We start from the raw sequence: 20045 nt of genomic DNA, 5'->3' as shown, positions 1-20045 counted from the left end.
GCGTGAAGGTCGTGGTTGCGCACAACCGGTATCGCGAAGCTATCCCCTCCGGCGAGAACGTCATCGTGGACACCGAGATCGCCCAGTTGCGGGCGGCCGGTGTCGAAGTGCTGCCATTCCTGCGCAGTTCGGACTCGATCGGTGAGCTGCCGGCCGTGCAGAAGGCGCTGCTGCCGATCTCCCCGATCTACGGCGGCCCGGCCCAGCGTGACCTGGCCCGGTTGCTAGCCGAACAGCGCCCGGACGTGCTGCACCTGCACAACCCGTACCCCCTGCTCTCGCCCTGGGTGATCCGCACGGCTCATGCGCACGGCGTGCCGGTGATCCAGACCGTGCACAACTACCGTCAGGTGTGCTCCTCCGGGCTGTATTTCCGGGACGGCCACAACTGTCAGGACTGCCGGGGCAAGCTGCTGGGCTGGCCGGCCGTGAAGCACCGCTGCTACCGGGGCTCGGCCGCGCAGAGCGCGCTGATGGCCACCACCCTGGCCGTGCACCGGCCGACCTGGCGGTCGGTGGAGAAGTACATTGCGCTCACCGATCGGATCGCGGCCCACCTGCGCGACTACGGCATCACGGACGAGCACATCGTGGTGAAGCCGAACGCGTACCCCGACCCGGGCGAGCCGACCGCGCCGGGCGAAGGCTTTCTGTACGGCGGCCGCCTCTCCCCGGAAAAAGGCCTCGGCCTGCTGCTCGACGCGTGGCGGCGGCACCCGGACGGCTCGCTGGGCCCGCTGCTGATCGCCGGGGACGGCGAACTGCGGCCGCTGGCCGAGCAGGCCGCCGCGGAGCGTGCCGACGTCACCTACGCCGGGATCCTGGACCGTTCGCAGATGACCACGGCCCGCCGTGCGGCGGCGGTCGTGCTGGCCGTGCCGACCTGGAACGACGTGCTGCCCACGGTGATCCTGGAGGCGATGGCCGACGGACGGCCGGTCCTCGGCACGGCGGTGGGCGGGATCCCGTACCTGATCGGTGGGGACGAGGGCGAGAGCGCCGGCTGGCTGGTGTCTCCCGATGCGGCGGCCCTGGCCGCCGCCCTGCCGGTCGCCCGCGACGAGGCAGCCGGTCTCGCGAAGGTTGCCCGGAGCCGCTACCTGCGCGAATTCCATCCGGATGTGCTGACCGCCCGGCTGGTCGAGATATACCGGGAAGTCACAGCGAACTCTGAGCGCACGCACAGGTAGAAAGCCCGCCGCCGGGGAATGCTGAATCGAGTGAACCGTAGAAATCTGCTGCTCGGCGTGGGTGGTGCGGCCCTCGTCGGGGTCGCCGGCGGCGGGGTGGGCTACGCGATCCGCTCCCCCCAATCCTCGGCTGAGCCGGCCCCCACGACGGCCGCACCCGCCAAGTACCGTTCCCGGCCCGATCTGCGGACCATGCCGGACGTCACGATCACGACGCCGGCCAACGGGACCGTGGGTGGCTACATCTGCCTTTCGCCGGCCTCCGGCACCGGGCTGTGGGGCCCGCTGATGGTGGACGAGAACGGCTCGCCGATCTGGTTCAAGAAGGTGCCCGACCCGGCGACCGTGGCGATCGACTTCAAGGTGCAGCAGTACCGCAACCAGCCGGTGCTGACCTGGTGGGAAGGGACCATCGGCGGCACCGGCGGGCAGGGCGTCGGCCAGGGCGAGTTCGTGCTCGCCGACAGTTCGTACCGGGAGATCACCCGGGTGCGCGCGGCCGGCACCGAACAGGCCGACCAGCACGACTTCGTCATTACGGCGCGGAACTCGGCCCTGTTCTGGGTGTACGACCCGATTCCGTACGACCTGAGCCCGGTAGGCGGCCCAACCGACGGCGTCCTGCACGACGGCGTGATCCAGGAGATCGACATCGCCACCGGCAAGAAGCTGTTCGAGTGGCGGGCCAGCGACCACGTCGGCCTCGACGAGTCCTACGCACCCCTGCCGGTGGGCAACTCGGCGCACCTGCCCTACGACTACTTCCACGCCAACTCGGTCGGGGTAGCCGCCGACGGCAACATCATCATCTCGTCCCGGCACACGTGGACCACGTACAAATTGGACAAAACGACCGGCGCGGTGATCTGGCGGCTGGGCGGCAAGAAGACCGACTTCACCATCGAGGAGAAGGCAAGTTTCGCCTGGCAGCACGACTTCCGCCAGCGGCGGGACGGCACATACAGCGTCTTCGACAACGGCGCCGGCGTGACCAAGGTCCGCGACTACTCCCGGGGCCTGGTCCTCCGCTTGGACGAGGCAGCGAAGACGGCGAAGTTCGTGGCCGAATACCTGCACCCCGACAAGATCTCCGCCCCGACCCAGGGCAACTTCCGCGAGCTGGCCGACGGCGGCTCGTTCATCGGCTGGGGCCAGATGCCGTACTTCACCGAACACAATGCCGACGGCACCGTCCGCCTGGCCGGCCACATCCCCTTGGACAACCAGTCCTACCGCGCATACAAGGTGGACTGGACCGGCGCGCCGCTGGACCAGCCGGCCCTGGGCCTGACCGTCGTAGGCAGCAACGTGGTGGTCAGCGCCAGCTGGAACGGCGCCACCAAGGTGAGCAAGTGGCGAGCCCGCTCAGGCACCCAGCCGGGAGCCCTGACGACCAACCTCGAGGCGGCCCGGTCCGGCTTCGAAACAACAATCACAGTCAACGGCACGCCCGAGTACGTCGTGGCCGAGGCCCTGGACGCCTCGGGAAAGCTGCTGGGCGCCTCCTCAGCAATCCCAGTCCGCGTCTAGCAGTCAGGCCCGATGATCGCTCCCGCCCGTCGGCACTGCGGGTCAGGCCGGTTTCCCTTTTCCTTGATGTCGGTGTCTCAGGTGGCAATGGAGGCACCGACATCAAGGATGCGTGTGGGCCGGTACTGGAAACTCATCGTGGGTTCGAATCCCACGCCCTCCGCAGCTCATCCGCCCGAGCGGGCGGTTTCGCGCAAAGCAAAGGCCCCGCCTGATGGCGGGGCCTTCATGGATTGCGGTTACCGGCAGGCCGGCCCGCCGATGGGGCGGTTCGAGCGCGGCTGGAGTCTCGGTGGCTGGGCGCCCTCGGCGGCGCGGTTGCGGCAGCGGACCGGGTCGGCGTTGGGGTCGGACAGCGGGCCGGCGGCCAGGAGGGCGGCGCCGAGCAGGCGTAGTTGAGATCTCATGGAATACGTGCTCCCCCGTTGATGATCAACAGGGAAGCACGATAGTCGCGTCCCGGGTGCCATGTCGCCCCGTCGGACCAGTCGGGAATGTCGGCTACTTCGTAAAGGTGAAGTAGCGGTAAGCGCCGTACGTCGTGGCGTTGACCGTGTCCCCGGACTTGACGTTGAGGTAGGCGGCCCGGACCCGGTAGTGGACGCCGGTCTTGCGGCTGTTCGTGAACGTGACCGTCGACTTTCCGGCACCGGTCAGCGCGTAGTAGCCGGTCTTGACCGCTCGCCACTTGCCGCCCGAGTAGGACTCGACCACCAGGTACTGCTTGCGCTTCGGGTAGGCGGTCATCGTCGTACCGAAAACCGGGTTGGCCTTCTTGTGAAAAACGTAATAGGCGCCCTTGGTCTTGTAGTGCTTCGAAACCGCCGTCGACACGCTCGCTCGGGTGTAGACCATGACCGAGGCCGTCGCCGGCTTGCTGTAGCTGTCGCCCGCGAACACCGCGGTGACCAGCGTGTTGCGGGTCAGCTTGAGCGAGGTGGTGACGCTGCGGTTGCCGTCGACGTTGCGGCTCGCCAGCAGCCGCCTCGGGTCCGTGCCGGCCGGGTCCGCATAGATCGCGACCGGGGCGAAGGCGCCCCGGCCCAGCTGCGCCGTGAAGGAGACGGTCGTGCCGTAGTTGTAGAAGGCGCCGTTGTGGTTCAGCGTCAGCGTGGTCGGCTGCGCGCCCTGCACCTGCACCGTGATCGAGCTGGTGAAGGCGTCGACGTCCGCGTCCGCCGGAATGGACAGGGTGTAGGTCAGCGATCCCTCGGTCGTGGGCGCCGTGTCGGGGAACTCGAAGACACCGTCGGGGATCGTCGTCGGCCCGACCTGCAGTCCGTCCGAGCGGACGATCTGCACCGGGCGGCCGATCGCCTCGACGGTCGAGAAGCCGACCATGACCTCGTAGGTGGAGCCCGGCAGGACCGGGTTCGACTCGACCATGATCGAGCCGTGCAGGGTCACGGCGGCCGACGCCATCGCGGCCGGCACTACCGCCGTTCCACCGAGCACGACCGCGGCAATCAGCAATCCCCGTTTCAGCACGTCGGAATCCTAGAGTCGGCGGGCGAAAAGTTGATCATCCGAATGGACTACGGCGGATTCACGATCATCTGCGGGCCGGCGCCGCGCGCCGCCAAGCGGTCGGCTGGGTTGATCAGGTTGCATCGTTGCAGCGAGAGGCAGCCGCAGCCGATGCAGCCGGTCAGCTGGTCGCGCAGCCGCTCCATCATGGTGATCCGCTCCTGGAGCTTGCCGCGCCAGTGCGCCGACAGCCGCGCCCAGTCCGCCTTCGTCGGCGTGCGGCCCTCGGGCAGCTCGGCGAGGGCCTCGCGAATCTCCTCAAGGGACACGCCGACCTGCTGCGCGATCTTGATGAAGGCCACCCGCCGCAGCTCCGAGCGCTGGTATCGCCGCTGGTTGCCGCCGGTTCGGGTGGAACTGATCAGGCCCTCGCGCTCGTAATAGCGCAGGGCCGACGGCGCCACACCGCTGCGCGCCGCGAAGTCGCCGATGGCGAGAGTCTCCATGCTGTGCTCCAGAACGAAGGCCCTTGAGTTCAAGTGAACTTTAAGTTGCAGCCTATCCCCATGACTCTTACCGCTCTGCCCGCCGACTCGCTCCGGCCACTGATCCGCCGGCTGGCCGGTGACGAAAAGCACTCGCCGAGCTCGTACTCCACGCTCGATGTGCTCTGGGTGCTCTACGACCGTGTGCTGCGGAACACCCCGGCCACCGCCGACGCGCCGGACCGCGACCGGTTCCTGCTCTCCAAGGGGCACGGGCCGGCCGCCTACTACGCCGTACTCGCCGCGAAGGGTTTCATCCCGGCCGAGTGGCTCGACGACCTCGGCGGCTGGGACAGCCCGCTCGGCCACCACCCGGACCGCACCCGGATCCCGGGCGTCGAGATCGGCAGCGGATCACTCGGCCACGGCCTCGGTCTCGCCGTCGGCACCGCGCTCGGCCTGCGCGCCCAGGGCTTCCTCGACACCCGCACGTTCGTGCTGCTCGGCGACGCCGAGCTGGACGAGGGCGCCAACCATGAGGCGATCGCGTACGCCGGGGCCATCCAGCTGCCGCTGACCGCCATCGTGATCGACAACCAGTCGGCCACGCACGGCTGGCCCGGCGGGATCGCCGCCCGATTCCCCGGCTGGATCACGTCCGTGATCGACGGGCGGGATCACCAGCAGATCGAGGACGCCCTGTCCCGCCGCCACGACCGGCCCAACCTGATCGTGGCCGCCGTCGAACCGAAGTGGAGCAACTGATGATGCGCGAGACGTTCGTCGAGACAACTCTTGAATTGCTGGCCGCGGATCCACGGACCGCGGTGGTGCTCGCCGACATCTCCTCCGACGCCTTCGCCCCCGCGATGCGCCGGCACCCCGATCGGGTGCTGAACGTCGGGATCCGCGAGCAGCTGATGACCGGCGTGGCCGGTGGGCTCGCGCTGACCGGGATGCGGCCGTTCGTGCACTCGTACGCCCCGTTCCTGATCGACCGCGCGTACGAGCAGATCAAGCTCGATCTGGGGCATCAGGGCTCGGGCGCGGTGCTGGTCAGCATCGGCGCGTCGTTCGACGCCTCGGCCGCGGGATACACCCACCAGTCGCCGGGTGACGTGGAGCTGCTGGACACGCTCGAGGGCTGGACCGTGCACGTGCCCGGCCACCACGACGAGGTTCCGGCGCTGCTGCGGGCGGCGGCCCGGCACGACGACCGGGTCTACGTGCGGCTCAGCGAGCAGGAGAACGGCCAGGCCCACCCGGACGGTGGCCGGCTTCAGGTGATCCGGCGGGGCGGGCCGCTGGTCGTGGCGGTGGGGCCGATGCTCGACCCGGTGCTGGCGGCGACCGAGGGATTGGACGTGACGGTGGCGTACACGAACACGCCACGCCCGCTGGACGCCGAAGGACTGCGCCTGCTCGCCGAGGGCGAGCTGGTCATGGTCGAGCCGTACCTGGCCGGCACGTCGGCCCGGCAGGTGGCCGAGGCGCTCAGCGACGTGCCGCACCGGGCGCTGCACCTGGGTGTCGGCCGCACCGAGATCCACCGCTACGGCACGTGGCAGGACCATGCGCGGGCGCACGGCCTGGATGCGGCCGGCCTCCGCGCGCGGATCGCCGAGTTCCTGTGGTGAGGGTCAGGCGGCGATGGCCACGGTTGCCCGGGCCGGCCGGAACACGTGCTGCAACAGTTCGGCGCAGTGCGGCACCGCGGCCGGCTCGGCGAGCCGCAGCCGGAAACGCTCACGGACCCCGTCCACCGCCGTCGCTGTCACCTCGACGGCGGAGTGGTTCACATCCGGGTTCCAGGTGACGTTGCTCAGGTGCCGGAGATGGGCGTTGAGGTGCAGCCGCAACCGATGGAAGACCTTCGTTTCCTGGGTCACGACGAGCCGCCGGTGGGTGAGCACCATCATGAATTCGCCGGCCATCGGTGCTTCCGGCCGGTAACACCGGCTGACCAGCACGGTTGTGTCGTCCGGGTCGATGCAGCGGCGGATGATCGGCAGGTGCCGGCTGACGGTGGGGATGGTCACACCGGCTTCGGCGGCCGCGGGGAGGAACGTACGGGAGAAGACGTCCATATAGTTCCCAACGGTGGTTCCGGCAGTGAAGCAGCGGCCCCTATCCGATGAATGTCGAATTACAGAATTTTGACGATCTTTGCGTAAGCCATTCCATGGTTGCGACTGGGATAGTGGTCGCATGCAGTGGCGCATCAAGCCGGTCCTGCCGGTCACCAAGCTGATGGGTGCGGTCGCGGTCGTGGTGCTGGCCGCCGCTTTCGGTGGCGTCGACCCGGTCCGCTGGGGAATCGCCGCGGTCGCCGCGGCCGGGCTTCTCGTCTGGACGCTGCGGGACCTGCTGGCGCCGGTCCGCCTGGCGGCGGACCCGTCCGGAGTGACGGTGGTGGCGGGATTCGCTCGCCGCCGGCATCTGCCCTGGTCAGCCATCGAGAGGGTACGCGTGGACAGCCGCACCCACCGCGGTCTGCGCAGCGAGACGCTCGAACTGGACGCCGGCGACGCGATCTACGTTTTCAGCGCGAACGATCTGGGCGCTCTGCCGGATGAAGTTGCCACTGCCCTGGCTGACCTTCGGGCGACCCCAGCCTAGGCCAGCAACGCCTGGGTGCGGACCACCGCCGCGACCAGCAACACCAGGAAGAACGCGGCACAGCCGATCGCCTGCACCGGGGTGCGGCGGGCAGCCGGCGCATAGGCGAGCACGGCGGCCACGATGGCGCCGGCGACGAGACCGCCGAGGTGCCCGGCCACCGAGATGTTCGAGATGGTGAACGTGAAGAGCAGGTTCACCACCAGCAGCGGGATCAGCGCGGTGACGTCGAGCTTGAGCCGCCGGTTGACCACGAACATGGCCGCGACCAGACCGAAGACCGCGGTGGAGGCGCCGGCGGCCGGCTGGTTCTGCGGAGTGAACACGTACGCCGCGACGTTGCCGCCGAGACCGGCGAGGAGGTAGAGCGCGGCGAACCGAACCGGGCCGAGCTGAGCCTCGAGATAGCGGCCCAACTGCCAGAGCAGCATCATGTTGAGCAGCAGGTGCAACACGCCGTAGTGCAGGAACATAGCGGTGACCAGCCGCCACCACTCGCCGGCCGCGACACCGTGCACCTCACCACCGAGGGTGTACGGCGCGTAACCGAGCACCTCGCCCCAGCGGGTCACCGAGGTCGCGGAGCCGAGCAGGCCGAACCAGCCACCGGAGCCGGCGATCGCCTTGGCGCCCCCGGCTAGCGCCGAGACGATCATCACGGCGACATTGATGCCGATCAGGGCCCGGGTTGCATAACCCGCCTGGCCGGCGCGGCTGCCGCCAAAGGCGGTCCGCGCCGACCGCTGGGTCTTGCGGCCGTCGGCCACGCACTCCGGGCACTGGTGGCCGACCGACGCCTCGTTCATGCAGTCCGGGCAGATCGGCCGGTCACAGCGGGTGCACCGAATGTAGGTCTCCCGCGACGGGTGGCGATAGCAGACCGGTGCCGTCGAGGGAGCCTCACTCATGCGTACAAAGGTACGTCAGTCCTGCACGCGCTCGATTTCCACGCGCTCGATGACGACGTCCTCGACCGGGCGGTCGCCCGCGCCGGTCTTGGTGGTCGCGATCGAGTCGACGACCTTCGCCGAAGCCTCGTCGGCGACCTGGCCGAAGATGGTGTGCCGACGGTTGAGGTGCGGGGTCGGCGCCACCGTGATGAAGAACTGCGAGCCGTTGGTGCCCGGGCCCGCGTTCGCCATGGCCAGCAGGTAGGGCCGGTCGAAGCTCAGCGCCGGGTGGAACTCGTCGGCGAACTTGAAGCCCGGGCCGCCGCGGCCGGTGCCGGTCGGGTCGCCCAGCTGGATCATGAAGCCGGCGATGACCCGGTGCGAGATCGTGCCGTCGTAGTACGGTCCGCTGCCCTTCTGGCCGGTGCGCGGGTCCTCGTAGTCCTTGGTGCCCTCCGCGAGCTCCACGAAGTTGCGCACGGTCGCCGGGGCGTGGTCCGGGAACAGCTGGAGCCGGATCGGGCCGTGGTTGGTGTGCAGGGTGGCGTAAAGAGTCTCAGCCACGGGTACTCCTGTCGTTGTCGCGGTCGTCCCTCGGGTACCTCTAAGGGGCGATGGGACAGTTCTCTTGCATTTCGGATCCTCCCCCATGTGCTTGATCCGGCAGCGCCGGGGTACCCATAGAGGGCACCATGACGTGGGAGAGAACCACAGGGAGGTGGGCACTGGTGTTCGCAACGATGCGCCGCAAGCGCCGTAGCCGGCAGATGAAGACCGAGCTCGGCCAGAGCGTTGATCACTTCAAGCGTGCGGCCACGCTCGCGGCTCAGGAGACCAGCGCGACCGTGGGCCCGACCCTCGCCGCGGCGGTCGACCGGGTTCAGCCGGCCGCTGCCAAGGCAAAGGACAAGGCGTCGAGCGGCTGGGACAGCGCTGTCGCCACGATCACGCCGCTGGTCGCGGCCGCGAGCGACAACGTGCGGCAGGCCGGCAAGGTGAGCAAGCGGCAGGCCAAGAAGTCCGCCAAGCAGAACAAGCGCAATGCGCAGAAGCTGCAGAAGCGGGCGAACAAGGCGATCGGCCGCAAGCAGGGCCATCGCGGTTCGCGTCTGCTGGGATTCGCGCTGCTCGGCACCGCAGTCGGTGTCGGCGCCGCGTACGTGGCCAAGCGCCGCAAGGCCGCCCAGTGGGACGAGTACGACCCGGCCGCGCAGGTTGGCGGGGCCGATGACGCGGCCTTCGAGCCGGTCGAGCCGACGACGACCTACACCACGCCGAACGGCACTGTGCCGGATCCGGCCAAGCAAAGCCCCCGGTAACGCAACTTTTCGACTCGGGCGGGCGCCGATCTGGCGACCCGCCCTGAGTCGTGCGCTCACTGCTTCTTGGCTTCACTCTCCCGGGCACGCGCCGGGTCGAGGGCCGGCCCCGCCGGGAGCAACGAGATCAGCGCCGACGGGATCCGCTGCACCTTGGCATCGGCGTAACCCAGCTTCTTGAGCAGGTCGCGGCCGGCGAGCGAATAGGTGCGCCCGGTGTCGGTCACGATGATGACCGTCCCGGTGCCGGCCGGCGCGCTCGGTGTGGCCGCGACCTCGGCCACCACGCCCCGGCCACGCGCGATGTGCGCGAAGTCAGCCAGCATCCGGTTCGGCTCGGCGCCGGTGGTGTCGACCGCCTCACCCGCCGGCACGGTCGGGTCGATCCGCAGGCCATCGCCCGATTTGCTGTCGACCGGCAGCGTCATGCAGGCGACGCCCGGGGTGCCGGTGTGCAGGGTCGGCACCGCGGACGGCAGCGCGTTCGAGTCGATCAGCTTGGTCTTCGACGCCTTCATCGTCAGGTATTCGTCGCCGATGTCGAGCGGGGTGCCGCGGCCGGCGGCCTGCATGAGCTTGGTCAGCATCGGGCTGAGGTCGGCCGAGCCGTCCGGCAGGAGGACCGAGACCGCCTTGCTCGGGCCGGTCACCAACTGGCCCACCTTGAGATCGCCGACCGGCGACTCGGTGTCCAGCTCCTTGATCGCGGGCGCCACGAAATCGGGGCCGCGCGGAATCGCGTTGAGCCAGGCGGTCGAGACCGGCCACGGGTCCTGCCCGGCCCAGTCGAAGGCGCGCGCGGTCGCGAGCAGACGGTCACGCGGTATGACGAAACGGCGGTTTTCATAAACCAGGTCGGTCTCCCACTCGTCCTTGACGAGCAGCGCCTCGCCGGCGCCCATCGCGACCGTGCCGTCGGTGAGCTTGTCGCCGACCAGCAGCGTGCTGCGCGCCTCACCCTGGTCGCCCTTGTTGTCGGTGCAGACCGACCAGCGCTGCTCGATCAGGTCGTCCGTGCCCGGCAACGAGTCGGGGGCGTCGGGGATGCCGAGCGGGGGGCCCAGCGGGATCTTGGCCAGTTTGTCGGCCGCGATGCTCTTGAGCTTCGGCTCCTCGCTGCTGGAAAGCAGCAGGCCGGACGTGTAGTTGAGCACCGGGTGCAGCTTGGCGTCGGACTCGAGATAGACGTAGCGAGCGCCGGAGCCCTTCTCCTGGAACACCACGCTCGGATCGTTGGGCTCCACATTGCTGTGTCCGGTGAGGACGCCGTAGATCGTGGCGCCGAGCACGGCGAGACTCGCGATCAGCAGACTGACCAGAGCCGTCGTGCCGGCCCGGCGCAAGGGCGACTTGGACGGGTCGGGGTCATGCGTGACCAGCGCGGCCACCACCCGCTGGAGCGAGTACTGGTACGAATGCAGCTGATCCTGACGCGACGGCACCCCATCACTTTAGGGGTGCGCGTCGATATCCAGGGGGCAGGCCCTCACAGCCAGCCGTTACGGCGCAGCGCCCGGTAGAGCAGGACCGAGACGCCGAGGATGATCGCCCACCACGCCGGGTAGCTGTAGAGCCAGTCCAATTCCGGCATGTGCCGGAAATTCATGCCGTAGACGCCGGCGCCGGCCGTCCACACCGTGGCGATGGCCGCCCACGCGGCGATCTTCCGCATGTCGTTGTTCTGGTCGACCGTGACCTGGGCGAGCCGGGCCTGCAGGATCGAATTCAAAAGATCATCAAAAGACGAGACCTGCTCGACCGTACGCGTCAGATGGTCTTGAACGTCTCGGAAGTATTTCCCGATCCGCTTCGGCACGATGGCGACGATCGTGGCGAGCGGGCGCTGAAGCGGCACCACGGCCCGGCGGAACTCCACCAGTTCCCGCTTCATCTGGTAGATGGCCTGAATCGGGCTGCCCGCGCCGCGGGTGAAGACGCCCTCCTCGATGATGTCGAGGTCGGCCTCGACCTGGTCGGCGACGACCAGATAGTGGTCGACGACCCGGTCGGTCACCGCGTAGGCCACCGCCCACGGACCCTGCTCCAGCAGCACGGCCCGCTCGTTCTCCAGGTCGGCCCGGACCGTGCCCAGCTCGGAGGCGTCGCCGTGCCGAACGGTGATCACGAACTGCTCGCCGATGAAGATCATCATCTGGCCGGTCTCGACCACCTGCGAGGTCTCGGTCAGCTCGCCGTGGGGCACATATTTGGCCGTGCGCATGGCCAAGAAGTGCACCGAGCCGAAGTTCTCCAGCTTGGGGCGCTGCTCGGCCTTCACCGCGTCCTCCACGGCCAGTTCGTGCAGGCCGTAGGTCTTCGCGATGGCGGTCATCTCCTCCTCGCCGGGCTCGTGCAGGCCCAGCCAGACGAAGGCGTCGTCGCGGGAGCAGGCCAGCTGCAGCGCTTCGTCGGGGGTGAAATGGCCGGGCAGGCGGACGCCGGCCGCGTAGACCCCGCAGTCGACCACCGCGTTGCCGGTGTTGCGCGGCCCGGCGCCGTCGGCGTGGCCGTCGGCCGTGCCCAGGAACCGGTTCATCGCCCGCACCGGAGCGGCGAGGGCCCGGGACAGCGGCTTGCTCCGGCTCCATGTGCCGGACTCACGCTCGCTCATGATGACCTCCCCACTCACCGCACGACGGGGAGCAGGCTAGCTCACCGAAAGGTGCACGCCGGACGGGATCGGATTACCCGCCCGGCGTGCCGAGAATCGTCAGGCGCGGACCTCGTCGATGGCCTCGGCCAGGCGGCGGACCCCCTCGTCGATCTGGTCGACGGTGACCGCCGAGAACGCCAGGCGCACCGAGTTCTTCCCGCCTTCGAGTAGGAAGTCCGTTCCCTTGACGATAGCCACACCCTTCTTCATCGCGGCCGGGAAGAGCTTGTCCACGTCCACGTCGGCGGGCAGGTCGACCCAGAGGAAGTAGCCGCCGTCGGGCTCGGTGAAGACCGCGCCGGGGATGTGCTTGCGCAGCGAGTCGGCGAGCAGCGAGGACCGCTCGGCGAGCGCGGTGCTGACCGTCTGGACCGAGCGCTCGATGTCGCCGGAGATGCAGAACTGGTGCACGATCGCCTCGGACACCATGCCGGGCGAGATGTAGAGGTTGGTGGCCTTCTTTGCGATCGCGTCGATCAGCGCGGCCGGGCCGACCAGGTAACCGACGCGGACGCCGGGGCACACCGTCTTGGTGAAGCTGGAGGCGTGCACGACGACGTTGTCAGTGTCGATCGACAACATCGAGGGCAGCGCCTCGCCGCGGAACCGGATGTCGACGTACGGGTCGTCCTCGAAGATGATGAACTCGAACTCGACGGCCAGGGCGACCAGGGCGCGCCGCTTCTCCTCGGACAGCGTGAGGCCGGCCGGGTTCTGGTAGTTCGGGATGATGTGGGCGAGCTTGGGGCGGACGCCCGACTCGAGCAGCGCACGCAGCTCGTCGACGTCGATGCCGTCCTCGCGCAGCGTGACCTGGTGCACGGTGGCGCCGAGCTGCTGCAGGCTGAGCAGGGTGCGGTCGTAGGTCGGCTTCTCCACGATCACGGTGTCGCCCGGCTGGACCAGGTGGTTGAAGAGGAACGCATCCGCCTGCAGTGAGCCGTTCGTCACGATGACCTGGTCGGCCGAGACGCCGTGCTTCGCCGCGATCCACTTGCGAAGCGGGACATAGCCGACGGACGTGCCGTAAGCGGTCATACCGGCGGGGTCGGCGTCGAAGGCGCGGATGGCGGCGGCCTTCAGGCCCTCTACGTCGATGATGTCCAGCGACGGAGCGCCACGGGCAAAGGAGATCAGCTGCTCAGCGGTCATACTTTCCAGCTTACGAGCAGCCTCTATAGGATTTTTCTCTGCCTCGTCTGGTCCGCGGTCTGAGACACCGACGGTTATCCTCGCGGGGCCACACGCGTGCCCCCGACAGGAAGTATGGAAAAACCCATGATCGGACTCATTCTCGCGGCAGGTGCCGGACGTCGGCTTCGCCCGTACACCGACACACTGCCGAAGGCGCTCGTTCCGGTGGACGGCGACACCACGATCATGGATATCTCGTTGGCCAATCTGGCCGCAGCCGGACTGACGGACGTCACGATCGTCGTCGGCTACTGCGCCGGCGCTGTCGAGGAGCGGGTGTCCGCGTTCCAGGAGAAGTACGGCGTCAAGATCAGCCTCGTGCACAACGACAAGGCTGAGGAGTGGAACAACGCCTACTCTCTCTGGCTCGCCCGTGACCACTTCGCGCAGGGCGCGTTGATGGTCAATGGCGACACCGTGCATCCCGTGAGCGTCGAGCAGACCCTCCTCGCGAATCGTGGCCCGAGCATCCTGCTCGCCATCGACAATGTGAAGAAGCTGGCTGACGAGGAGATGAAGACCGTCTTCCGGGAAGATGGACAGCTCGCCAAAATCACGAAGCTGATGGATCCGGCCGACGCGTTCGGCGAGTACATCGGCGCCAACATCATCGAAGCCTCGGCCGCCGCCGATCTCGCCGACGCGCTCAAGACGACCTTCGAACGGGACCCGAACCTTTACTACGAGGACGGCTTCCAGGAGTACGCGAACCGCGGCGGCCAGGTGCGCGCGGCCACGATCGGCGAGGTCAGCTGGGTCGAGGTCGACAATCACGACGACCTCACCAAGGCCCGGGAGATTGCATGCCGCTACTAGCCCGGAGCATCCAGACGCCACTGCACATCGACGTACGCCGAGGTGCGGTGGCCGACCTCGGTCGGATCCTGGCCGACGGCCGGATCTCGGCCGGCGGCGACGTCGCGGTGGTGGTCGGCCCCGGTCTGGGTGAACGGGTGGTTAACCTGATCCGTCCGACACTCGGCGCGGCGGACGTCTACACCACCTCCGGCGGCACCCTGGACGCCGCGCTCGAGCTCTCCGGCAAACTGCGCGCCCGGAGCTACGACGCGGTGGTCGGCATCGGCGGCGGCACCACGGTCGACACCGCGAAGTACGCGGCCAACCGCTGGGGCCTGCCGATGATCTCGGTGGCCACCAGCCTCGCCAACGACGGCATCGCCTCCCCGGTGGCCAGCCTCATCCACGACGGGATCAAGGGCTCGTACGGCGTACACATCCCGTTTGGTGTGATCGTCGATTTGGATTTTGTGGAAAATGGGTCGGAACGGGCCAACCGCGGCGGCATCGGCGATGTGATCAGCAACATCTCCGCGCTGGCCGACTGGGAACTGGCCCGTGAGGTGCGCGGCGAGCCGGTCGACGGCCTGGCGTCGTCGCTGGCCCGGATGGGCGCCGAGGCCATCCTGACGATGCCCGGCGACATGACCGACGACGCGTTCGTCACGGTGCTCGCCGAGGCCCTGATCTCCAGCGGCCTGGCCATGGCGGTCTGCGGCAGCAGCCGGCCGGCCTCCGGCGGTTGCCACGAGATCATGCACGCCGTCGACTCGCTCTTCCCCGGCACCGCCTCGCACGGCGAACTGGCCGGGCTGGGCGCGCTGTTCTGCACGTTCCTGCGCGGCGACGAACGCCGCTTCGCGCAGATGGCCCAATGCCTGGCCCGGCACCGGCTGCCTCGGGTGCCCGCCGACGTCGATCTCGACGCCGACCAGTTCGTCGAGGCGGTCGCGTTCGCTCCGCGCACCCGCCCCGACCGCTACACCATCCTGGAGCACCTGGCCATGAGCCCGGACGAGATAAGCCGAAAGCTGGCCCAGTATGTCGACGCAGTCGCGGACCACTGAAATGCCTTCCGACGGACCGGCCCCGGCCGCACCCTCCGCATCCTCCGCCCCCTCCGCGGCCGACTACTACGCCGTGAATCGCGGAGGCGGGCTCTTCAGCGAGGCCGTGAGCCAGCACATCGGCGCTCGCATCGCGGTCGGTGCACAGAAGCGCGGCCTGGCGCCGTCAGTGCTCACCGTCTTCAATCTCGGCCTGGGTTGCCTGGTCTCGTTCGTGGTCATCGCGGCGGCCGGCCCGGTGGCCGACGGCCGGGTGTGGGCCTGGCCGATCGGCCTGCTCGCACTGGTCGGCTGGCAGCTGGCGTACGCCTTCGACTGCTCCGACGGCCAACTGGCCCGAGTGACCCGCCAGACGAGCATCGCCGGCGGTCGCCTGGACGTGCTCTGCGACGTGGCCGTGCAGATCTCCCTGGTCTCGGCCCTGGCCGCGACGGCCAAGGCGCAGGTGTCCGACACTCCCGCGTGGCTGCTGGCCGCTTTCGCCGGCACCTGGATGGTCAACCTGGTCACGTCGGTGATGCAGGGCGGCGACCAGGCGTCAAGCATGGTGACGAGCCGCTCCCTGCCGGTCCGCCTGGTGAAGCTGGTCCGCGATTACGGCGCCGTGATCGCCCTGGCCGGCCTGGTCCTGATCATCGCCCCACAGTGGACGGTCTGGTTCATCGGCCTGTTCACCCTGGTGAACGCGGCCTTCCTGGCCGCCAGCGTGGTCTTCTCGGCCCGGGCGGCCCTGCGCGGCTGACGTTATGCGTGCGCACCGACAGCGATCGTGCCGACGGTGAGGCTCGGTCGCACGCCGAGGACGGCGCCGACCCGCTGCACTTGGTCACCCAGCTGCTCGCTCGGATCGATATCGCCGGCAGCCACCCACGCACGGCCGCCCTCCAGCCCGACCTCGGTGAGGTCGGCGGCGCCGAACAGCGTGGCGGCCCAGCCCGGCCGCGACGCCAGCCAGCGCGCGAAATGCCGCGGGGCAGCCGGCCCCTACGCATGCAGATTGCGACTCAGCAGCCAGCTGATCGCCTCGTCGTGCGGCGCGGGGGTGAAGCCCGGCAGCCAGCGCGCCGGGTTCGTGTAAGTGACCTTGCGGCCCCGCGTCGCGCCGAAGCAGAGCACTCCGCGGAACGCGGCGACGCTCACCATCTGCCGCCAGCGCGGCCACCTGGTCTGGAAGGCGGGCATCACCGGCTCGACCGCCCAGGCGCCGACCGTGTCGGCGAGCGCCGCGGTGATCTCGTCCACGGTCAGCTCGGCGCCGGCCAGGACGACGCCGAGAGCGGCCACGAGCTCGTCGGTCTGCTCGGCCGTGAGCCGCACGCCGGAGGCCTGCTGACCGGCCGGAGACACTCCGCCGAGCGCCCCGCACCACATGGCCAGGTCGGCCGCCGGCAGCAGGTGAACCGTGCCGCGCGGCCCGAACGTCTTGATCAGGCTGTGGTCGGCCGACAACGCCTCCCGCACACGTCCCGTCGGCCAGCCGGAGCCCGATCGAGACCTCGGCGGCCGACATCACCTGCGCATGGGTGCCGCACATCGCCGCCGCGGCGGCAGCAGGCCCGGCCAGGGGCGCGGCCAGCCCATGCCGTCGCAACCGCCGCCCGCACGCTTCCCGCCACCCCATCTCCATGCGGAAACCCTAGGTGTGGGGTACGACACTTACATCGCGGTCACACCACGGACGCGGTGACCGACCGCGATGGACTCACCGGAGATCGCGGCCGCGCGCGGCGAGACCAAGAATGCGACGAGGTCGGCGATCTGCGCCGGACTCGACTCCCCACCGCGGCCGGCCTCCACCTCGGTCGCCGGAGTCTCGGACACAATCCCCGGACTGACCGTGTTGACGGTGACGCCGGACCCGGCGACCACGTCGGCGAGGTTCTTCGCCGCAATGATCAGAGCGGCGTTACGCACCGAACCGGTCACGTTGCCGGTGAGGAAGGCGTTCTGGCCGCTGACACCGACGATCCGCCCGTAGCCGGCCCGGGTCATGACCGGCAACGCCGCGTTGGCCAGTCGCAGGAACGACATCGCCTTCGCGTCGATCGCATCCAGGACCTGCTCCGGATCGGCATGGCGGGACGCGTCGAGGGTCCGCGCGCTCGGCGCCGCCGCGACCACGAGCGCGTCGAGCTTCCCGTGCCGCGTCAGCACCGTGTCCATCGCCGCGGTCACCGAGTCCGGGTCCCGCGCATCGAGAGTCAGCCCGTCGACGGCATTCCGCGAGGCCACGACAACCGTGGCGCCTTCCTCACGAAGCCACTCGACGACCGCCCGCCCGATCAGCCCCGTGCCACCCACCACCAGGACAACGTGCCCGCCAAGCTCAAGATCCACGGCTTCGACGCTATCAGCCACGCCTAGGGCTGGAAGTACTCCGACATCATCCGGCTGACCCACTCCGGCTGCTTGATGTCCGGCGGGCTGAACTCCACCATCGCCGGCTTCAGGTCGATGACCGGAGTGCCGGAGACCGCATCGAGGCCGACCACCGTCAATTCGCGGCCGCGAACGGACTCGATGGCACAGCACGTCACCCCGATGCGGTTCGGCCGGCGGGGGCCGCGGCCGGCGAACACTCCCATCGGCGGAAGATCGGGCCGGCCGCGATAAGGGGCGGGCTCACGGTAATCGTCGAGCTCCGCCAGCTGGTCGAAGATGAAGAGGACCTCCACGTGGGAGAAGCCCTCCAGCCCATGGAGGCACGCATCACCAAAACGTTCGTCCACGACGATCGTGCTGCGCACCGCGCCCCAGTTGTCCGTGTGCTGAACATCCGTCCGCTCGTTACGAACCGTACCTATCGGGGTGATCTCGAAGGTCAGCATCGCCAGAGGCTATCCCCGCCGACGGCCGCGCCCGGGTTTCGAAGCGGATTCCCGGGCGCTCGGCCGCGACCGGCTCAGTCGGTGAATAAGACGGTGCCGTAATCAAGGAAGCCGATGCTCACCTCGAGCTGCAGATCGTCCTTCGTGTTCACGCCGTAACCCATCCACCAGGTGACCGACTTGCCGGGCAGCAGCTTGTTCTGCGGCGTATCGAATCCGTCCTGGTAGATGTCGTCGCCTTCCTCGCCACCCGCCGACACGGAGCCGGTGGTCAGCGCCGGGTCGAAGACCTCCTTGGTGTTGTTCTTGAAGGTCGACTTGAACTTGACGAAGATTTTCGACTTCTCGCCCCCGGCGGCGTATTTGTCGCGCTTGAAGGTCTGCGGCTTGCTGACGGTCAGGGTGCTGCCGTCCTTGAACTTCACCGTCTGACCGAACTTGTAGACCCCGTCGGCCGGCTCGTCAGTGTCTTTGGCCGCGCTGTCGACGGCGGCCTCGGCGCTGGCGCCGGCGACGGCTTCGCCCTTGTCGTCGCTGTTACCGGCTCCACATGCCAGCGCCATGGCGGCCAGGGGCACAACCAGGAACATGGACCACTTCTTGTTCAAAACAATTTCCCCGTCTGAGTTCCAGTACGAGGTCCCATGATCAACTAAATGTTGATCTTGACGGACTCCTACACGTGGACAGCTTTCCGTCCTCCGAACGGCCGCTGAGCACGCGGAAGGCTTCGCCGGCACCGTGTTCCGGCAGGGAGCAGACAGCGGTTGAGTCGATCGGCCGCAGGTTGCCTCCGGCCGGGCCTTGGAGGCAACCTGCGAAGGTCACAACTTGTCGATGATCGCCACCATGATCGGGGTGACGGCGCGGCCGGCCTCGATGTCGGCGAAAGAATCTCCGATGAGGACGGACCTGCCCGGCTGAACACCCAGGTCTCGGACTGCTTGCAGGAACGGTTCGGGGTTCGGCTTCATCCGTGCCGGATCGGCGGATGCGGGGACGACGATCGGGGCGGCGTAGCCGGTGACGGGATATGCCACCAGGTACGCGATGACTGCTACTGCTGTACGAGGGCGGCGCGGCGCTCTCGACGGCGCCCAGCTCGGCCGCGCAGAGCGGTCCACGGCTCCGTGTCGAAGGAGACGTACTCGCGTGTCTGGCGGGCCGCACGCCGGCTGGCCTTCTCGTCGGCCCAGCAGCGCTCGCCGCTGGCCTGGCGTCCTTACGACCTGCGACACGCCGCAGTCTCGCTCTGTCTGAACGAAGGCGTTCCGGCAACCCAGGTCGCGGAGTGGGCGGGGCATGGCGTGCACGCCTTGCCGAAGGTCTACGCGAAGTGCATCGAAGGCAAGGACGAGGCAGCCCGTCGCCGGTTCGGTGCGGCACTCTTTCCGTCGATTCCTGACACGGAGTGGTTACAGAAAGTCCGATACCTTTCACTCAAAGCTATCGATGACCTGACGGATCGAGGATGCGCGTGGCCGGTCAGCGTGTGCCGTGGTTTCTGGTTGGACTGGACTCCTGATTGTTTGTGCTTGGCTCGCTCTGGCGTCGTGGTGGACGCCGGGCGGCCCCTGGTGGACGCCGGTTTTGTTCGGTGCCTGCACCGTGGTCTGTGCCGGCAACCTCCTCTGGACCGTGAAAGTGCGCCGGAAGCCGCCGACCGGTAGTTAGCGTTTCCGCTGGTCGATGGGCCTCGCCTGATAACAAGTGTTGTCGCGTATTTGTCGCGCGGAGCGAGATCGACTGGGTCGCGATGGATCGGGTGAGACTTAGCGGTAAGACGCAGAAACCCCCGTCATCCTGCACTGGTGCAGGTCGGCGGGGGTTTTGCTGCTCGTGATCGAGCGGAGGGCGTGGGATTCGAACCCACGATGAGTTTCCCCATACCGGTTTTCAAGACCGGCGCCATCGGCCACTAGGCGAGCCCTCCCGGTGCTGCGCTCCCAGTCTGCCAGATCGGCTTGCGCCGTCGGCCGGGCCCTCTTAAGCGAAACTTGTATTA

At 68.5% G+C, this 20045-nt stretch carries 23 protein-coding genes, 1 tRNA gene and 1 pseudogene; 10 read left to right on the top strand and 15 right to left on the bottom strand.

All coding sequences use genetic code 11. From position 1 onward, the window contains the following. The first annotated feature begins 2 nt into the window (after positions 1 to 2). On the top strand, positions 3 to 1190 hold the full coding sequence (locus AB0E90_RS37190; RefSeq protein WP_360416400.1) for a glycosyltransferase: 1188 nt from the start codon (positions 3 to 5) through the stop codon (positions 1188 to 1190). A 30-nt stretch (positions 1191 to 1220) separates the two neighbouring features. Beyond that, positions 1221 to 2720, top strand: coding sequence for an arylsulfotransferase family protein (locus tag AB0E90_RS37185; RefSeq protein ID WP_360416398.1), 1500 nt, complete (start codon positions 1221 to 1223; stop codon positions 2718 to 2720). A 239-nt stretch (positions 2721 to 2959) separates the two neighbouring features. Here AB0E90_RS37185 and AB0E90_RS37180 read toward each other — a convergent pair whose 3' ends face one another. The 3 genes from AB0E90_RS37180 to soxR form a co-directional block, all read right to left on the bottom strand. Further along, entirely contained in the window at positions 2960 to 3127 is a 168-nt protein-coding gene (locus tag AB0E90_RS37180) for a hypothetical protein (RefSeq protein ID WP_360416396.1), read from the bottom strand. Between the two features lie 94 nt (positions 3128 to 3221). After that, on the bottom strand, positions 3222 to 4208 hold the full coding sequence (locus AB0E90_RS37175) for a hypothetical protein (protein WP_360416394.1): 987 nt from the start codon (positions 4206 to 4208) through the stop codon (positions 3222 to 3224). A 47-nt stretch (positions 4209 to 4255) separates the two neighbouring features. After that, a complete protein-coding gene (gene soxR, locus AB0E90_RS37170; RefSeq protein WP_360416392.1) occupies positions 4256 to 4693 on the bottom strand; it encodes a redox-sensitive transcriptional activator SoxR in 438 nt (145 codons plus the stop codon). A 60-nt stretch (positions 4694 to 4753) separates the two neighbouring features. Between soxR and AB0E90_RS37165 the strand changes: the two genes are divergently transcribed. Further along, entirely contained in the window at positions 4754 to 5437 is a 684-nt protein-coding gene (locus tag AB0E90_RS37165) for a transketolase (protein WP_360416390.1), read from the top strand. A 2-nt stretch (positions 5438 to 5439) separates the two neighbouring features. Further along, positions 5440 to 6309 (top strand): transketolase, encoded by an 870-nt coding sequence (locus tag AB0E90_RS37160; protein WP_360416611.1) that lies wholly within the window; start codon positions 5440 to 5442, stop codon positions 6307 to 6309. 3 nt (positions 6310 to 6312) lie between these two features. Here AB0E90_RS37160 and AB0E90_RS37155 read toward each other — a convergent pair whose 3' ends face one another. Next, on the bottom strand, positions 6313 to 6759 hold the full coding sequence (locus tag AB0E90_RS37155) for a hypothetical protein (RefSeq protein ID WP_360416388.1): 447 nt from the start codon (positions 6757 to 6759) through the stop codon (positions 6313 to 6315). Positions 6760 to 6880: 121 nt separating this feature from the next. On the opposite strand from AB0E90_RS37155, the gene AB0E90_RS37150 reads away from it, so the two are divergent. Further along, positions 6881 to 7291 (top strand): PH domain-containing protein, encoded by a 411-nt coding sequence (locus AB0E90_RS37150; protein WP_360416386.1) that lies wholly within the window; start codon positions 6881 to 6883, stop codon positions 7289 to 7291. On the opposite strand, the gene AB0E90_RS37145 is transcribed toward AB0E90_RS37150, so the two are convergent. Together AB0E90_RS37145 and AB0E90_RS37140 are read right to left on the bottom strand one after the other, a co-directional pair. Continuing rightward, a complete protein-coding gene (locus AB0E90_RS37145; protein ID WP_360416384.1) occupies positions 7288 to 8199 on the bottom strand; it encodes a rhomboid family intramembrane serine protease in 912 nt (303 codons plus the stop codon). The two genes, AB0E90_RS37150 and AB0E90_RS37145, sit on opposite strands and share 4 nt — an antisense overlap. A gap of 15 nt (positions 8200 to 8214) precedes the next feature. Then, a complete protein-coding gene (locus tag AB0E90_RS37140) occupies positions 8215 to 8745 on the bottom strand; it encodes a peptidylprolyl isomerase (RefSeq protein WP_360416382.1) in 531 nt (176 codons plus the stop codon). A gap of 164 nt (positions 8746 to 8909) precedes the next feature. Here AB0E90_RS37140 and AB0E90_RS37135 point away from each other — a divergent pair, with 164 nt between their 5' ends. Beyond that, positions 8910 to 9500, top strand: a complete 591-nt coding sequence (locus AB0E90_RS37135) for a hypothetical protein (RefSeq protein ID WP_360416380.1) — start codon at positions 8910 to 8912, stop codon at positions 9498 to 9500. Between the two features lie 56 nt (positions 9501 to 9556). On the opposite strand, the gene eccB is transcribed toward AB0E90_RS37135, so the two are convergent. The 3 genes from eccB to AB0E90_RS37120 form a co-directional block, all read right to left on the bottom strand. Beyond that, a complete protein-coding gene (eccB, locus tag AB0E90_RS37130; protein WP_360416378.1) occupies positions 9557 to 10942 on the bottom strand; it encodes a type VII secretion protein EccB in 1386 nt (461 codons plus the stop codon). A gap of 44 nt (positions 10943 to 10986) precedes the next feature. After that, the gene (locus AB0E90_RS37125) at positions 10987 to 12111 is read right to left on the bottom strand and encodes a magnesium and cobalt transport protein CorA (RefSeq protein WP_360416376.1); all 1125 of its coding nucleotides are present in this window, start codon (positions 12109 to 12111) and stop codon (positions 10987 to 10989) included. Positions 12112 to 12210: 99 nt separating this feature from the next. Then, complete coding sequence (locus AB0E90_RS37120; protein WP_360416374.1) at positions 12211 to 13305, bottom strand: PLP-dependent aminotransferase family protein; 1095 nt, start codon at positions 13303 to 13305, stop codon at positions 12211 to 12213. Between the two features lie 126 nt (positions 13306 to 13431). On the opposite strand from AB0E90_RS37120, the gene AB0E90_RS37115 reads away from it, so the two are divergent. Genes AB0E90_RS37115 through AB0E90_RS37105 form a run of 3 tightly spaced genes read left to right on the top strand, consistent with a single transcriptional unit; the run spans position 13432 to position 15954 of the window. Continuing rightward, positions 13432 to 14163: a phosphocholine cytidylyltransferase family protein gene (locus AB0E90_RS37115; RefSeq protein ID WP_360416609.1), complete on the top strand. Its 732-nt coding sequence runs from the start codon at positions 13432 to 13434 to the stop codon at positions 14161 to 14163. Further along, positions 14151 to 15212, top strand: coding sequence for an iron-containing alcohol dehydrogenase family protein (locus AB0E90_RS37110; RefSeq protein ID WP_360416372.1), 1062 nt, complete (start codon positions 14151 to 14153; stop codon positions 15210 to 15212). The genes AB0E90_RS37115 and AB0E90_RS37110 overlap by 13 nt, the downstream gene beginning before the upstream one ends. A 1-nt stretch (position 15213) precedes the next feature. After that, the gene (locus tag AB0E90_RS37105) at positions 15214 to 15954 is read left to right on the top strand and encodes a CDP-alcohol phosphatidyltransferase family protein (RefSeq protein ID WP_360416370.1); all 741 of its coding nucleotides are present in this window, start codon (positions 15214 to 15216) and stop codon (positions 15952 to 15954) included. A 242-nt stretch (positions 15955 to 16196) separates the two neighbouring features. Here the strand turns inward: AB0E90_RS37105 and AB0E90_RS37100 are convergent, their stop codons facing one another. From AB0E90_RS37100 to AB0E90_RS37080, 5 genes are all read right to left on the bottom strand, one after another. Continuing rightward, the gene (locus AB0E90_RS37100) at positions 16197 to 16673 is read right to left on the bottom strand and encodes a crosslink repair DNA glycosylase YcaQ family protein (protein ID WP_360416368.1); all 477 of its coding nucleotides are present in this window, start codon (positions 16671 to 16673) and stop codon (positions 16197 to 16199) included. A gap of 195 nt (positions 16674 to 16868) precedes the next feature. Continuing rightward, the gene (locus AB0E90_RS37095; protein ID WP_360416366.1) at positions 16869 to 17549 is read right to left on the bottom strand and encodes an SDR family oxidoreductase; all 681 of its coding nucleotides are present in this window, start codon (positions 17547 to 17549) and stop codon (positions 16869 to 16871) included. A gap of 23 nt (positions 17550 to 17572) precedes the next feature. Continuing rightward, positions 17573 to 18040 (bottom strand): SAM-dependent methyltransferase, encoded by a 468-nt coding sequence (locus AB0E90_RS37090; RefSeq protein WP_360416364.1) that lies wholly within the window; start codon positions 18038 to 18040, stop codon positions 17573 to 17575. Between the two features lie 74 nt (positions 18041 to 18114). Continuing rightward, the gene (locus AB0E90_RS37085; RefSeq protein ID WP_360416362.1) at positions 18115 to 18630 is read right to left on the bottom strand and encodes a hypothetical protein; all 516 of its coding nucleotides are present in this window, start codon (positions 18628 to 18630) and stop codon (positions 18115 to 18117) included. A 234-nt stretch (positions 18631 to 18864) separates the two neighbouring features. Then, the gene (locus AB0E90_RS37080) at positions 18865 to 19080 is read right to left on the bottom strand and encodes an HAD-IA family hydrolase (protein WP_360416360.1); all 216 of its coding nucleotides are present in this window, start codon (positions 19078 to 19080) and stop codon (positions 18865 to 18867) included. 102 nt (positions 19081 to 19182) lie between these two features. On the opposite strand from AB0E90_RS37080, the pseudogene AB0E90_RS37075 reads away from it, so the two are divergent. Next, positions 19183 to 19428, top strand: a pseudogene (locus tag AB0E90_RS37075) (integrase); the annotation flags it as partial. A gap of 460 nt (positions 19429 to 19888) precedes the next feature. Here the strand turns inward: AB0E90_RS37075 and AB0E90_RS37070 are convergent. Further along, positions 19889 to 19973, bottom strand: a tRNA-Ser gene (locus AB0E90_RS37070). Positions 19974 to 20045: the final 72 nt, after the last annotated feature.

Origin of the sequence: Actinoplanes sp. NPDC026619, assembly GCF_040638295.1 — a bacterium.
In the GTDB taxonomy this organism is placed as follows: domain Bacteria; phylum Actinomycetota; class Actinomycetes; order Mycobacteriales; family Micromonosporaceae; genus Actinoplanes.
This window is presented reverse-complemented; position numbering and strand designations above follow the sequence as displayed.